A 14,799-nucleotide genomic window follows, 5' to 3' on the forward strand; every position below is an offset into this window, starting at 1 on the left:
AGCATACAGTCTATCGGATCACACCTGATTCACATACTTATGGATGCAGCCAACCGATCTGGTGGCTCTCCAACCGGCCCTTTGCATGATTTGATCAGCAGGTCCAGTTCTAGTGCGAGTTATATTCCGGTTCGCATGCTTTAGGGGGGTAATTCTGTGGATATTGCGCATATATGGAAAGTGCGGGGCATTACCTTGTTACGATAATCGTCGGTTTGGCTGATTAGACGATTTCCGATCTGTTCACGGTACCCGTCTTGGCAACATGCAGATAGTAGGAGTGGATGCCATTAGATCGAGAGCTACGCATTAAAAATTACAAATATCAAACATAAAAATTACATTTATGACTGTATTCCAGTTATTAATATTTATTACACAAACGGTGGGTTGAATAGGGGACTCCTCAGATTGCGTATCGAGGTTGTTTAATTCAACTCCCATTTAGTTGATAAATTAATATTAGGAATTCACATGCGTAAATCAACTCTTGCATTTTTGTTGGCAGGTTTTGCTGCTTCATCGGTTCAGGCAAACGAATCGCTTAATCTGTACGGTTTGGTAGATGGAGGGTTTGGATATACTCGGTTTGAGAGTAAAAATGGCAAGGCTTCAAAAAGTGGCATGTGGGATGGGGGGCAATCAAGTAATCGCTGGGGGATTAGAGGTGCTGAAGATCTCGGGGATGGACTTAAGGCAGTTTTTACCCTCGAAGGCGGGTTTGGTCTAGCAGACGGTAAGCAAAGTCAAAGCGGTAGGCTTTTTGGGAGGCAAGCTACACTTGCGTTGAAATCTGATGCGATGGGGGAGCTAGCTTTTGGTCGCCAAGGAAATATTGGCTACCATTGGCTAACTAGTGTGGCAACGCCATTTGGAAATAATTTTAACCAGGCTCGATCTGCCGGGACATTTGGCGTGGCTGAGGTGCGTTACGACAATCAAATACAGTATCAGTCGCCGAAATTATCAGGCTTTCAATTTGGGTTGGGATATTCTTTCAACACTGATGGAGAACAGCGATACTCTGTAGATGGACAGCCAAACCAAAATGTTCGGGCTATTACTACAGGTATACGATACGCATCGGGCCCCCTTGCTGCTGTTGTCACATATGATCAATTAAAAGATGCAAGTAAGAATTCCGGCATTACTGCTAAATCATGGAATCTGGCATCTAGTTATGACTTTGAGGTGTTGAAAATTCATATCGGCTTTGGTGTTACTGATGATGGATGGTTTGGTACTCCTTCTCAGATTAGGAACTCAGATCTGTCAATTGGAAGTATTGAGACTTTTAATGATGGGTTCCGAGCATATTCATATGGCGTAGGAGTAAGTGTACCGACGGGAGCAGGAGGTAAAATCCTGGCAGGATGGGGGGGGGTGTCCCCGCGTAAGAATGGTGTTGCTTATCTTGGTAAAGATTTGGCAACACAGCAGATCATGAGCCTGGCATATACTCATAAGCTTTCTTCTAGGACATCGGCTTATGTCTTAGGAACCTATGGTAAGAATATTGCTTTAGTTGCTGGGAATAAAACACAATCGATCGGTATCGGCCTTCGTCATAGCTTTTAGTAAGAAGGTTCTTCTCGTGACGGTTGTGGCACATTTGTCGTGATTTTTTATGGTGCGTGCATGCTCTTTACTGAGGAGTAGATGCACGCGCCATGCAGTTGTATGGGATGTCTATCTTGTTGGCAAGTCTGAAGGCCAAGGTTTATGATCGGTTGCTTCCTTGGAGAGCTGTCTCGCTGAGTCGATGAGCACGCTTAAATAGCGCCATAATCCTACGTTGCTGGCTTTCAGCTGCTGGGCCAGCAAGAAGAGTACTGTCACACTTTATCTTAAGCCGCATATCCATCCGGTCTGGCAAGTGAATCATCGCGTCTACTGCACCGACAAGGTCTGGCGACAACTGAACCACAAAGGCGTGGTAGCGGATCGTTGTACGGTCGAACCTTGATGCGTGCCCAGGACTTGTAAGGAGTGCGGCGTATCAAGCGGCTGCGTAACACCGTCTCCGACGATGCTGCAGATCGGCAACTGGATCGCGTAAATCGGCAGTTCCGGTCGGGTCGACCGAACCTGCTCTGGGTCCCGGACTTCACCTATGTCTCGACTTGACAGGGCTGGCCGTACGTGGGCTTTGTCATCGATGTCTACGCGCGGCGCATCGTTGGCTGGCGCGTGAGCCAGTCCATGACGAAAGACTTCATGCTCGATGCGCTGGAGCAGGCTTCGTACGCCCGGCAGCCTGGCGGCAGTGACGGTTCTTTGACTCATCACTCTGCTAGGGGATCGCAATACGTGAGCATCCGCTATAGCGAACGGCTGCCCTAGGTCGGTATCGAGTGTTCGGTAGGTAGCCGTGGCGACGGCTACGACAACGCGCTGGCAGAGAGAATTAACGGTTTTTACAAGGTCGAGTTGATCCATCGCTGAGCACCCTGGAGGACCCAGGAACTCGTCGAACTGGCCACTCCAGAATGGGTATCCTGGTTCACTATAAACACCTGCCTCAGCCTGGGCGATCTTCCGCCAGCCGAGGCTGGGGCAAACTACTACACCCCACTCGGCACCCCTTGCCGACGAGGAAGTTTTATTATAACCAAACAGCCTCAGCGATACCCGAGGCGGTTCACTGTTAATCTTGGGCTACATCCTAAATATCTATTAGCCCTAATATAGAAATACAAAAAAAACCGGGCACAGCAATTTCTTGCTGTGCCCGGCGATGATCACCATTCCCATCGCGGAGTTTGGCTCTCATCTACGGAAACTATTCTTCTGTAGTGCAGGAATCACGATAAATTTACTGACGTCTTCCTTGTAGTGATTAGCTCATGTTTTGAATTTTAGTTGATCAAGAGCTACAGATTGCGGACATCTAAATTACTTTTTTGTTATGAAAATATCATATTAAAAGGCTGGCGGCTTCATTGGCGCAAGGGCAAAATTAGGTCAATTATAATTTTTGAATATTTGCTAATGATAACCTTAAGAGTCACAGGAAAATATGATAGATGTATCATTTTTCAGTTGTTTCGTTTTTGTTTGGTCGGTGGGGTTGCAACGATAATTCATTGGTGTTCTTCATCTTTTTTATATAAATACTCGGGTCTGAGTTTAAGCTTGTCAATTTTTGTTGGCTGGTTATTTGCTGCTTTCTTTTCATTTTTCGGCCATTATTATTTAACTTTTGTAAATTCATCCAAAGGGGGGTGATGGTTTTCTGGCGTTTTTTAATGATGTCAGTCTTAGGGGTTTTGGTAGGGCAGTTCATAGCAAGTGTTGGGAGTAAATGGCCTGATTATTATCAATACTCTATTGCCATTGCAGCAATATTTCCGGCGTTTGTGTCTTTTTTTCTGGGGAAGCTCTGGATCTTCAAGTGACATCAGATAGCCAAGAGCTACATTTCAACAGGGGAATGATAAAAGTGAGTGTGGGACGCAAGTCTTAGGTCGGTTTCACGAGGATTGCTGAATTGTCATTTTGAGGTCGCGATTGTGACCTGATGTGTTGAGTAAAGTTATGGTGGTCCGCCCATAGGTGTGATGCTCCATTAAGTTTCTGCTTTACGAGCAATCCGCAACTCTGTGGTTTTTGAATCTTTCTCGCTTGAACTTCCCCATGCGCTCAAATGCATTAGCAATATTTCTGCTTGCTGCAAATTTTCTGTTGTTACCCAAACTTGGCGCACAGCCGATCAACGAAAAAAATGCAGACAACCTCGTTGTCTCCCAGAAGATCCTAAGTTTGAACGATGCAGTAGGCGTGGCTCTTGAGAGTAATCCACAGATATCTGCTGCGCGTTATGGATTTGAGGCCAGCCGGGGACTGGTTGATCAAGCAAGTCTTCTACCCAATCCCAGCCTTGAGGTCAGTATGGAGGATCAACAACGATCCACGAGAACGACTACTACCGCATTGAGCATGCCGATTGAGTTAGGTGGCAAACGTAGCGCAAGAAAATCTGCGGCACGACTTAACAGCGCAGTGGCTGGGCATAATTATGAGATTGTGAAAGCTGATGTCCGTAGCGCAGTTAGCGCCCGCTTTTTTGATGTTGCTGTCGCACAGGAACTGGTACGCGTTAGCTTAGAAATGCAAGAGATTGCGCAGAATGCGCTGCGCATTGCAACCAAGCGTGTCGAGTCGGGCAAGGTGGCCCCGTTAATACGTGACCGTGCTGAGGTCGAATTGACCAACGCGCGTATGGAGCTTCGAAAGGCAGAGAGTGATCTTATCGTCGCCAAGCAAGAGCTGGCTTTGCTAATGGGGGAATCGAGTGTCACTTTTGATTCGGTTCAGGCCAGTATTAAAGATCTGCCACCTCGACCCACCTTGGATGAATTGAAAGCAAGCTTACAGACATCAACTCGCTTTGTTGCAGGAAAGCTGGAGGTTGAGGCCAGCGCAGCTGAGTTAGAAGTTGAGAAAAGCAAACGATATCCCGACATCACATTAACTGGTGGTGTAGCTAGAGATAACGAGGTAGGTAGAAACAAGGTACTTATCGGCGTCTCTATTCCGTTGCCTTTGTTCGATAGAAATCAAGGTAATGTCTATGCAGCAAAAATGCAGTCGTACCAAGCCCAGGACAACTACAGAGAAATGCAGACGCGCTTAACGGCTGACCTGTTGCGTGCCGTGTCACGCTACGACGTAGCGGAATCGGCTGCGAGAGACTATGTCGATTCGGTTCTTCCTACTTCTAGAAAAGCATACGAAGCCGCTCGCAAAGGGCTTGAGGCTGGGAAATTTGGATATCTAGAGGTTCTGGACGCGCAGCGTGCGCTGTCCGCCAGTAGCACTGCCTATCTGATGACACTCTCGCAGGCGTTTCAAGCCCGTGTAGACATTGATCGAATAATTAGCCGATGAGTATGAAAATGAACTTTAGTCTTCTCCGTAAACATAACACTCTACTCGTCGGGCTCGCGCTGGCATCAATATTGTTTCTACCCATACCCGCCATGTCGTCGTCAGCCCAAGAAGAGCACGGGCATGAATCCAGCACTACGGGCCCCCACGGTGGGCAATTGACACAAGATGATGGTGATGCCCTGGAGGTCAACTTGGTGGAGCAGGGGGAGGAAGCATATCTCGTGATCTGGGTGTCATCAGGTGGAAAACCTGTTCGTGTTAATACCGTTTCAGCAAAAGCTGTAGTGACACGACCTGATGGCCAAGCCCAGACAATGACGATGCGTGCTGCTGGGGAAAACTTAAAAAGTACGGAATCAATTTCAGAACCACACTTCTTTGAAGTAGATGTCGAAGCTGTATGGGAAGGACGTAAAAAGCCTCTCAAAGTAAGGATGCACAAAGATGAAGGTTTAATTCCCTTGAGCCAAGATCAAATCGTTGCGGCCGGGTTAGAGCTTGGTGAAGTGGGGTCCGCTAATTTGGAAAACCGTGTGCGCTTTCCGGGTGAAATAAAATTTAATGCTGACTGGACAGCTCGAGTTGTGCCACGAGTGTCCGGCGTTGTGCAGGAAGTATCGGCCGATCTAGGCCAAGCAGTCAAAAAAGGAGATGTTCTTGCCACCCTGTCGAGTTCGATGGTTGCAGACTTACGTAGTGAGTGGTTGGCTGCGAGCAGACGTCGAGAGCTGGCAGCAGCTGCGTACCGTCGTGAGCAGCAATTATGGAAGGAGCAGGTTTCCGCTAAACAGGACTATCAGCAAGCTAGAACTGCTTTGCAGGAGGCTGATATCGCAGTTCAGAATGCCGCACAGAAACTTTTGACTATTGGTGCACAGCCTTCGTCTAAAGACCTCAGTGTCATCGAGATTCGTGCTCCTTTCAATGGAGTGATTGTTGAGAAGAATATCGCGCTGGGTGAGGCATTGGCGGAATCGGAGAGTATTTTTACATTATCCGATTTGAGCTCAGTATGGGCAGAATTTGTCATAGCACCGAAAGATATTCAGTTAGTGAAGGTAGGTGAAAGTGCACGGGTTAGTTCCACCTCATTCGCTGGAGAAGCCGCCGGCCAAGTTTCATACATCGGTTCCCTGGTCGGGCAGCAAACCCGGACGGCTACGGCGCGTGTCGTACTCCAAAACCCTGACATGGCCTGGCGTCCTGGCTTGTTTGTGACGGTCGAAGTAGTGGTTGACCGAAGTGATGTCGCTTTGGCGGTCGGCAATGAAGCTATCCAGAACATTGATGGGGAGTCAGTCGTATTTGTTGAGGTGCCAGGCGGCTTCCTTGCTCAGCCGGTAAAGCTCGGTAAGGAATCGTCTGATAGCACTGAGGTTCTGGCTGGTCTGAAGCCAGGCATGCGCTATGTGAAAGCTAATGCCTTCGTGCTGAAGTCCGAGTTGGGTAAGGCTTCGGCCGATCACGCTCATTGACGGGGGGCGTGACATGTTTGACCGACTTATTCAGTTTGTAGTTGAGCAGCGTTGGCTGGTTCTTCTCGCCACGCTTGGAGTGGCCGCCCTCGGGGTTTTCAATTATTCCCGTCTTGCTATTGATGCTGTTCCGGACATAACTAATGTGCAGGTTCAGATAAACGCTAGTGCGCCAGGTTATTCACCACTTGAAACCGAACAGCGCATTACTTACCCAATCGAGACGGTGATGGCAGGCCTGCCTGGGCTGCAACAAACCCGTTCACTCTCGCGGTACGGGCTTTCCCAAACGACGGTTGTCTTTGAGGATGGCACCGATATCTACTTTGCTCGTCAATTGGTAAACCAGCGGCTGCAAGAAGCTAAAGAGAGTCTGCCAGAGGGTATTACGCCTGTCATGGGGCCGATTTCAACAGGTCTAGGAGAAATCTTCCTTTGGACAGTGGAAGCTGAGCCAGATGCAAAGAAACCCGACGGCGGGCCATATACATTAACTGATTTGCGCGAACTACAAGACTGGGTCATCAAGCCTCAGTTGCGCAATGTACGAGGTGTCACGGAAGTTAATACGATTGGCGGCTACGCTAAAGAGTATCTCGTGGCACCAGATACTGAACGACTATCGTCATATGGCTTGTCTTTGGCGGATATGCTAACCGCAATCGACCGAAATAATAGCAATGTTGGCGCTGGCTACATCGAGCGTAAAGGTGAGCAATATCTCATACGTGCTCCGGGTCAGGTTCAAACAGTATCTGATATTGAAGATACTGTACTAAAGACTGTTGATGGACAGGCGATCCGTGTGCGGGATGTGGCAGAGGTATCAATAGGTCGAGAGTTGCGTACGGGTGCAGCTACCGATAACGGTAGAGAGGTTGTGCTCGGTACCGCCTTCATGTTAATTGGGGAAAATAGCCGGACCGTTTCGCAAGCGGTCGCGCGAAGGCTGGCGGAAATCAACAAAACACTCCCGGAAGGGGTTTCTGCCATTACTGTCTATGACCGTACCAATCTTGTGGACAAGGCAATTGCGACGGTCAAGAAGAACTTGCTGGAAGGCGCAGCTCTGGTTATCGTGATCCTGTTCATTTTCCTCGGGAATCTACGTGCGGCGATTATCACAGCGATGGTCATACCGCTGTCCATGTTATTCACATTTACTGGAATGGTGAGCTACAAAGTCAGTGCAAATTTGATGAGTCTTGGGGCATTAGACTTTGGCATCATCGTGGATGGAGCCGTTGTTATCGTCGAGAACTGCGTGAGGCGTCTGAGTCATGCTCAAGAGCAGCACAGTCGTCCCTTGACGAGAAGCGAACGCTTTCAGGAAGTATTCACGGCAGCGCGTGAGGCGCGCAGACCTTTGTTGTATGGTCAGCTCATCATTATGGTCGTTTACCTTCCAATCTTCGCGCTCAGCGGTGTGGAAGGCCGGATGTTCCACCCCATGGCCTTGACCGTGGTCATGGCATTGCTCGGCGCAATGATTCTTTCTGTCACCTTTGTGCCAGCGGCTGTTGCAATGTTCATGGGAAAGAAGATTTCGGAGAAAGAAATACGGATCATGACGTGGGCGCGTCGCCGCTATGAGCCTCTTCTTAATTTTGCGCTGCAACGTACGCCTATTTTGTTGGGCGGGGCGATAGCTTTTGTCTTGATCTGTGGATTCATTGCATCAAGATTGGGGAGTGAGTTTATTCCCAATTTAAACGAAGGTGACATGGCAATCCAAGCTTTGCGGATTCCCGGAACTAGTCTTACCCAGTCCGTTACTATGCAAAAGCAAATCGAGACGAGGCTGAAGGAAAAATTTCCAGAAATCGAACGTGTTTTTGCGCGCACTGGCACAGCGGAAATTGCGTCTGATCCCATGCCGCCTAACATTTCTGACGGCTATATCATGCTCAAGCCCAAGGATGAGTGGCCAACTCCGCGTAAAAGCCACTCTCAGTTGCTTGAGTTGATCCGTGAAGAAGTATTGAAGATTCCAGGTAACAATTACGAGTTCTCTCAGCCGATTCAGTTGAGATTCAATGAGCTGATTTCTGGGGTGCGCAGTGATGTTGCTGTCAAAATTTTTGGAGACGATAACGAGGTACTGGACAAGACCGCAAGCGAAGTGGCTGAAGCCCTCCAGATGATTGCTGGGGCGTCTGAAGTGAAGGTCGAGCAAACTACAGGCCTTCCCGTTCTAACAGTGTCTATCGATAGGGTGAAAGTGGCGCGTTATGGCTTAAGCGTAGCTGATGTGCAGGATACGCTAGCTACTGCTGCAGGGGGCCGTCAGGCAGGTACTTTTTTTCAGGGTGATCGTCGCTTCGATATAGTGGTGCGGCTACCCGAGAAAGTTAGAGAGAACATTGAGGCGCTCAAAAATATTCCAGTTGCATTGCCACAAGCAGAGGGTCAGTTGCAAAGTGCATATATTCCTCTGTCTGAGCTTGCAACGTTCGATCTTTCGCCTGGACCTAACCAAGTGTCCCGTGAGGATGGAAAACGTCGAATCGTAGTTAGCGCCAACGTGCGTGGTCGTGATCTTGGCTCTTTCGTGAACGAAGCCGAAGCGGCCATTGCGGATAAAGTGCAGATACCTGCAGGCTATTGGACTGCATGGGGCGGTACTTTCGAGCAGCTTGAGTCCGCAGCCAAGCGCCTTCAAATCGTTGTGCCGGCTGCATTGTTGCTTGTTTTCGTACTGCTCTTCGCAGTGTTCGGCAACATTAAGGACGGTTTACTTGTGTTCACTGGAATTCCATTTGCTTTGACAGGGGGCATCCTTTCACTATGGTTGAGAGGAATTCCCTTGTCCATTACAGCTGCGGTCGGGTTCATCGCTCTGTGTGGTGTGGCAGTTCTGAATGGTCTAGTGTTGCTGTCTTTTATCCGCTCTTTACGGGATGAAGGAAGGTCCTTAGATGATGCGGTGAAGGAGGGGGCCCTGACCCGACTGCGTCCAGTTCTCATGACTGCTTTGGTGGCTTCCCTAGGATTTGTGCCTATGGCAATTGCTACAGGTACGGGAGCAGAGGTGCAACGACCACTGGCTACAGTGGTAATTGGCGGCATTATCTCGTCTACTATCCTGACTCTATTGGTTCTCCCCGCGTTGTACCGTCTTGCTCATCGCAAGGATGAAAAAGTGCGTGAACTCGTTGAAACATCGGCATAACGACCAAAGGTTTAGGAAGGTTTCACCTTCCTAAACTTACATAAATGTAATCCCAAAGTCCGGCCGCTGTCGTGGTCAGGAAAATAAAGTACGGCCCTTATTTTGTGTAATCAGGGCTCCATATTCTGCGTTTTCTATTGTCGAATCCGCAACGACGATAATAGTTTCGTCTCAAGAGTATGTAGTTCACGCTCTTGGATGTGGATGTGTATTCGCAAATTCTGGTATTTATTCTCGCGTCTTTTACTCTCTTGTCCGCATGCCGTGTCGGGCTGATTATTTGGCAATGGAGGCGGGTTCGCGAGTCAAGGGGCATGTGGCCCATATTGCGAGGTGGCCTAAGAATAGACGCGCATCTGATTGCCTTATGTGTCGCGCCAGCATTGATCACGGCTCCCTGGTTTTCTGGTTCGAGTGTCGCTGCTGCAATTAACGGTGTTTGGCTTCGGGTGGCGTGGATTCTCATCTGTTTGCTAGAGCTATCTACACCTTTATTTATCGTCGAATACGATACGCGGCCGAATCGACTGTATGTTGATTATTTGAAACATCCGCGGGAAGTTTTTGGGATGATCTGGAAAGGCTATAAGTCAGCTACAGTAATCATCGTTGCGGGACTTATTGGTTTATCTATTGTGGGTCAGCTCATGTTTACTGCTTGGGCTCCAGGCTTTTTGCCAACAGGGCTTATTTTGCAGTGCGGCTTATTTTTTGCTAGCTGTCTGCTGGCCTTCCTGGCGATTCGAGGTACCCTGCGTCATAGGCCCATCAATCCTTCTACTGTGGCCTTTTGTAGCGATCCTATGATCAATACTCTAGCCCTTAATTCTTTATACAGCGTGATGTATGCAGTCTACAGTATGAAGAATGAGAGGTCACCTGCAGATGCTTATGGAAAACTTCCTGAGCAAGAAATCATTGCTTTGATACGGAAGAAAGCCCGCATGTCCCCGATAATCACCTCGGTGCAGATTCCCACCTTGCATAATCATGCACCAGTGACGGTAAGTTGCGATGTTACTCCTAGACATGTCGTGCTGATCGTCGAGGAAAGTTTAGGTGCTAAGTACACCGGCCACTTAGGTGGAATGCAGCTGACTCCAAACCTAGATGCGCTGAGCGCTGAAGCCTGGACTTTTACACGTGCCTACGCTACAGGTACTCGTTCGGTGCGAGGCCTTGAAGCGCTAGTGTCAGGATTTCCCCCCTCGCTATCGGACGCGGTACTGAGGTTGCCAGGTGCACAGTCGCGATTTTTTACGTTGGCTCATTTGCTGAAAACGCAAGGATACCGCTCGCGGTTTATTTATGGTGGTGAAGCGCATTTTGACAACATGAAGGGTTTTTTCCTCAGCAACGGATTCGATGATTTGCATGATCTCAGGACGTTTCGCCATCCTAAGTTCGTAGGAACTTGGGGGGTGAGTGATGAAGATATGTTTGATCGTCTTCACACATTGCTCTCCGAGCGACCCATTCATCCGACGTTGACTCTGGCATTCTCGGTTTCAAACCACTCCCCCTGGGAATACCCTTCAGGACGTATTGAGCCACAAGGTGAGCCAGCAACAGTGGAAAATACGGTTCGCTATGCTGATTGGGCGCTTGGCCGTTTCTTTGAAGAGGCTCGCCGCAGCCCATATTGGGACGACACCCTGTTTCTCATCGTCGCAGATCATGAGGCAAGGGTTGGCGGTCAGCAGTTGGTCCCGATCAAGTATTTCCATATTCCCGCAATGATTCTGGGGGGCGGTGTGAAACCGCGGATAGACACGCGAATCGTGAGTCAAATTGATCTGCCAGTAACTCTTTTGTCCATGTTGGGCATAGAGACAGAACACCCGATGATCGGTCATGATCTGACAGATCCTCACGCAGGCGGGCGCGCACTGATGCAGTATGGGGAAAATTTTGGGTATCTAAAAGGTGACCAGATGGTCGTTCTCGAACCGCACCGCCTAGCGACTCAATGGCGCTACACGATGCCCGATGAGCTGACTGCAGTTACTTTGGATGAACAGTTACGGCGTGAAGCACTGGCACATGCCTTATGGCCAGACCTAGCTTACCGGACAGCAAGCTATACGCTTCCTTGTTTAAAGAGCCTTTAGCAACTGAGCGCAGCGATTTTATAGTTATTCTTCGTCCTGTGAGTCGCCTGCCGAATACGATGAACCTTGAAGAGTGTTAGAAAGGTAAAAAATGAGGACTCCTAATAGAAATAGTCCCTTCAAGAGTAATGGAGGTGTTGCACGTATAGGCAATGCGCTTTCCTACTCAATGTCTGGCCTCAAAGCGGCATTTTTGAATGAGGCTGCATTTCGTCAAGAGCTTTTGCTATTCGCCATTCTATTGCCTCTATCCTTTGTCGTGGGACAAACCTTCTATCAGCGGCTGTTGCTAATTCTTGTCATGTGTTTGGTGTTGGTCGTCGAACTCATCAACAGTGCGATCGAGGCTGTTGCTGACTCTATCTCGCTAGAATGGAATGCCGGTTTAGGTCTGGCGAAAGACTTGGGCAGCGCGGCGGTCATGCTATCCATTCTTTGTGCTGCTGGCGTATGGTTGGCGCTTATATACGAGAGGATTCTTTGACACCTAGCGAGCTGAAGATAGATCAGTCTGGCGATTGGTGTCGACTCTAATGGGAGGGGCGGAAATCTGTTCTCTTTAGGCATTACGTACATGTAATTTTGAAGTCTGATTTCTGTCGTGCTCACGTCGATAAAGTATCGGTTTTAATTGCCTCAAACTTCTATGAGCACGATCCACTCATGTAATAATGCAAAGCTGCCCGATGCTGGCCTAGTGATGCTGTCCATCATAATTCCGTTCCTGAACGAACAAGAGGTTTTGCCTCACTGTCATGCAAGGCTAAGCTCCATATTGAATGAGATGGGTGGATCCTATGAAATATTGTATGTTGATGATGGTAGCTCCGACGACAGCGTGGCCATGCTTGTCAACATTACGCGAGACAGCACTCAAACAAAAATTATTCGCTTGAGTAGAAATTTTGGGAAGGAAGCCGCCATGAGTGCAGGGCTTGCCCATGCCTCAGGCGCTGCTGTCATTGTGCTGGATGCAGATCTGCAGGATCCCCCAGAACTAATTCCGGAGATGGTGGCAGCGTGGAAGGCCGGAGCAGATGTAGTTGCCATGCGTCGTCGATTTCGGGACGGTGAAGGATGGTTCAAGCGTCTGTCAGCATATGCGTTCTATCGAATTTTGAATCGACTGAGTCGACCACCTGTTCCTGCCGATACTGGCGACTTCCGTTTGATGAGCCGGCGAGTTGTTGATATCTTGCTGCAGTTGCCGGAGCGATGCAGGTACATGAAGGGGCTGTATTCCTGGATTGGATTTCCGACCACCTTCATTGAATATGATCGGGAACGGCGAGCAGCAGGGAAGACAAAATGGAACTACCTTTCTTTGCTCGGGCTTGCCTTTGAGGGGATCACTTCGTTTTCGACGAAGCCTCTACGATGCGCCACAATCATTGGAGCATTCGCGGCATTGCTTGGTGGCTCCTTCGGATTGTGGATCATTTTCAAGACAATATTTTTTGGTGAGAATGTTCCCGGGTATCCATCCATGATATCTGCGATTACTCTCTTAAGCGGCATCCAGTTGCTCACCATAGGTTTGCTTGGGGAGTATGTAGGAAAGTCATATACGGAAGTAAAACAGCGGCCGATTTTTATCGTGCGCGATGTGATTGATCCTTCTGCAAAGAATGTAGTCGATTTTAGGGCTGGACGTGGGGACGGCATTGTTAATTAGTGACCGTCGTTTTATATTGGTTCTTGTGGCTATCGCCTTAGCACGCTTGTTTGGCATGAGCGTAATGCCGCTCATGGACACTTCAGAGCCGCGTTATGCTGAAGTGGCCCGGATTATGGCCGTTACGGGAGATTGGATCACCCCGTGGTTTGAGCCAGGCGTACCTTTTTGGGGCAAGCCTCCACTCTCTTTCTGGGTTCAGGCCCTTAGCATAAAGGCCCTTGGAGTATCGGAGTTTTCTGTTCGGCTTCCATCGTTCATCGCCATTGCAATGTTGCTGACTCTTGTCTATAGAGTTGCTGTTATTTGTTATGGGAGAAGAACAGCACAGTTGGCGACTCTCATTCTGTCAACGATGGTTTTACCGCTTGTGAGCGCGGGTGCAGTTCTGACAGACCCCTTCTTGGCGCTGGGTATTACGCTTTCGATGCTCGCTTTTTACGTTGCTCCGTTGCGACCCACTCTGTTTTGGCGTTATGGTTTTTTCATAGGCATTTCTATAGGCTTATTATCAAAAGGACCATTAGCGCCCGTCTTGATAGGCATAGCGGTTTTGCCATGGCTGGTGTTTCAACATGATTGGCGCAGTCGGCTAAGCGTCTTTCCTTGGTTATCAGGTTTGATGCTTATGTTGGCTTTAAGCCTTCCCTGGTACATTGCCGCTGAAGTTAAGACACCAGGGTTCCTGCACTACTTCATTGTTGGGGAGCATTTTCTAAGATTTGTAGATAGCGGTTGGAACGGTGACCTGTATGGAACCGCACATGAAAGGCCCCTGGGAAGTATATGGATAGATTTTCTCGTGGCCTCCATGCCTTGGGGGCTGGCTGGCCTCATCTTGTCACTATATTATCTGATATCACAACGTAGGGAAAAGCTGAGCTTTTTCTTTAGGCAGTCGGGCATGACTTATTTAGTCGCCTGGGCAGTGGCAGCGCCTGTTTTCTTTACACTTTCTGGAAATATTCTTTGGACTTATGTATTGCCCAGCTTGCCTGCAGTGTCATTGCTATTCGCTAGGGCAGCAGAGCCCCTGCTCAATATGTCACTCTCGAGATACAGCAAGTTTGCCGTAGTGCTCTGCCTGGGCTTGGTGCCTGCGGCATCGATAGCCTTGGGTGTAGTTTCTTTGGCAGAGCCTAATAGACTTAAGACAGAGAAGGCTTTGGTGGCAGCGGCTGCCGAAAAGATGAAAACGGGCAGTAATCTATATTTCGTTGAAAGCCGTCCATTTTCTGCGAGGTTTTATTCTCGCGGCAAAGCTGAGCTTGTTCCGAGAGATCAACTAGAGTCCATTGTTCAAACGGAGCGGTCGGGTTTAGTCGCTGTTTCTAACAAGAATGACTTGGATTTCTTACGTAAATTATCAGTAAAACTTAACCCTTTGTTCAGCAGTCGACGCTACAACTTGTACGAATTTCAATGGAATGGGGAAGGTAATTTTTAGAGCAACAAATGAGACAGTATCGCTAG

General features: G+C 48.7%; 9 protein-coding genes and 1 pseudogene. All 10 read left to right on the top strand.

Going from position 1 to position 14,799, the window contains the following annotated elements; all coding sequences use genetic code 11:
• The first annotated feature begins 474 nt into the window (after positions 1–474).
• The 10 genes and pseudogenes from ACSBPU_RS06375 (at position 475) to ACSBPU_RS06420 (ending at position 14,773) form a co-directional block, all read left to right on the top strand.
• On the top strand, positions 475–1,578 hold the full coding sequence (locus ACSBPU_RS06375; protein ID WP_026485309.1) for a porin: 1,104 nt from the start codon (positions 475–477) through the stop codon (positions 1,576–1,578).
• Positions 1,579–1,846: 268 nt separating this feature from the next.
• Positions 1,847–2,583: pseudogene (locus tag ACSBPU_RS06380) on the top strand (IS3 family transposase); the annotation flags it as partial.
• Positions 2,584–2,991: 408 nt separating this feature from the next.
• Positions 2,992–3,228, top strand: a complete 237-nt coding sequence (locus ACSBPU_RS06385; protein WP_366924982.1) for a GtrA family protein — start codon at positions 2,992–2,994, stop codon at positions 3,226–3,228.
• A 408-nt stretch (positions 3,229–3,636) separates the two neighbouring features.
• Complete coding sequence (locus ACSBPU_RS06390; RefSeq protein ID WP_442596543.1) at positions 3,637–4,890, top strand: TolC family protein; 1,254 nt, start codon at positions 3,637–3,639, stop codon at positions 4,888–4,890.
• Positions 4,891–4,892: 2 nt separating this feature from the next.
• A complete protein-coding gene (locus ACSBPU_RS06395) occupies positions 4,893–6,368 on the top strand; it encodes an efflux RND transporter periplasmic adaptor subunit (protein WP_442596545.1) in 1,476 nt (491 codons plus the stop codon).
• Between the two features lie 13 nt (positions 6,369–6,381).
• Positions 6,382–9,540, top strand: a complete 3,159-nt coding sequence (locus ACSBPU_RS06400; RefSeq protein WP_026484205.1) for a CusA/CzcA family heavy metal efflux RND transporter — start codon at positions 6,382–6,384, stop codon at positions 9,538–9,540.
• 314 nt (positions 9,541–9,854) lie between these two features.
• A complete protein-coding gene (locus tag ACSBPU_RS06405) occupies positions 9,855–11,651 on the top strand; it encodes an LTA synthase family protein (RefSeq protein WP_266140721.1) in 1,797 nt (598 codons plus the stop codon).
• A 91-nt stretch (positions 11,652–11,742) separates the two neighbouring features.
• Complete coding sequence (locus ACSBPU_RS06410; RefSeq protein WP_026484207.1) at positions 11,743–12,135, top strand: diacylglycerol kinase; 393 nt, start codon at positions 11,743–11,745, stop codon at positions 12,133–12,135.
• A 162-nt stretch (positions 12,136–12,297) separates the two neighbouring features.
• Complete coding sequence (locus ACSBPU_RS06415; RefSeq protein WP_051316340.1) at positions 12,298–13,326, top strand: glycosyltransferase family 2 protein; 1,029 nt, start codon at positions 12,298–12,300, stop codon at positions 13,324–13,326.
• Positions 13,316–14,773 carry an ArnT family glycosyltransferase gene (locus ACSBPU_RS06420; protein ID WP_026484208.1) on the top strand — a complete coding sequence of 486 codons (1,458 nt, stop codon included), beginning with the start codon at positions 13,316–13,318 and terminating at the stop codon, positions 14,771–14,773. Before ACSBPU_RS06415 ends, ACSBPU_RS06420 begins: the two co-directional genes overlap by 11 nt.
• Positions 14,774–14,799 lie beyond the last annotated feature (26 nt).

Origin of the sequence: Parapusillimonas sp. JC17, from assembly GCF_052180245.1 — a bacterium.
In the GTDB taxonomy this organism is placed as follows: domain Bacteria; phylum Pseudomonadota; class Gammaproteobacteria; order Burkholderiales; family Burkholderiaceae_B; genus Parapusillimonas.

What these genes read in the sequence shown, in the direction of transcription:
- ACSBPU_RS06375 (WP_026485309.1), top strand. Translation starts at nt 475, where the DNA reads ATGCGTAAATCAACTCTTGCATTTTTGTTGGCAGGTTTTGCTGCTTCA.
- ACSBPU_RS06385 (WP_366924982.1), top strand. Translation starts at nt 2,992, where the DNA reads ATGATAACCTTAAGAGTCACAGGAAAATATGATAGATGTATCATTTTT.
- ACSBPU_RS06390 (WP_442596543.1), top strand. Translation starts at nt 3,637, where the DNA reads ATGCGCTCAAATGCATTAGCAATATTTCTGCTTGCTGCAAATTTTCTG.
- ACSBPU_RS06395 (WP_442596545.1), top strand. Translation starts at nt 4,893, where the DNA reads ATGAAAATGAACTTTAGTCTTCTCCGTAAACATAACACTCTACTCGTC.
- ACSBPU_RS06400 (WP_026484205.1), top strand. Translation starts at nt 6,382, where the DNA reads ATGTTTGACCGACTTATTCAGTTTGTAGTTGAGCAGCGTTGGCTGGTT.
- ACSBPU_RS06405 (WP_266140721.1), top strand. Translation starts at nt 9,855, where the DNA reads ATGTGGCCCATATTGCGAGGTGGCCTAAGAATAGACGCGCATCTGATT.
- ACSBPU_RS06410 (WP_026484207.1), top strand. Translation starts at nt 11,743, where the DNA reads ATGAGGACTCCTAATAGAAATAGTCCCTTCAAGAGTAATGGAGGTGTT.
- ACSBPU_RS06415 (WP_051316340.1), top strand. Translation starts at nt 12,298, where the DNA reads ATGAGCACGATCCACTCATGTAATAATGCAAAGCTGCCCGATGCTGGC.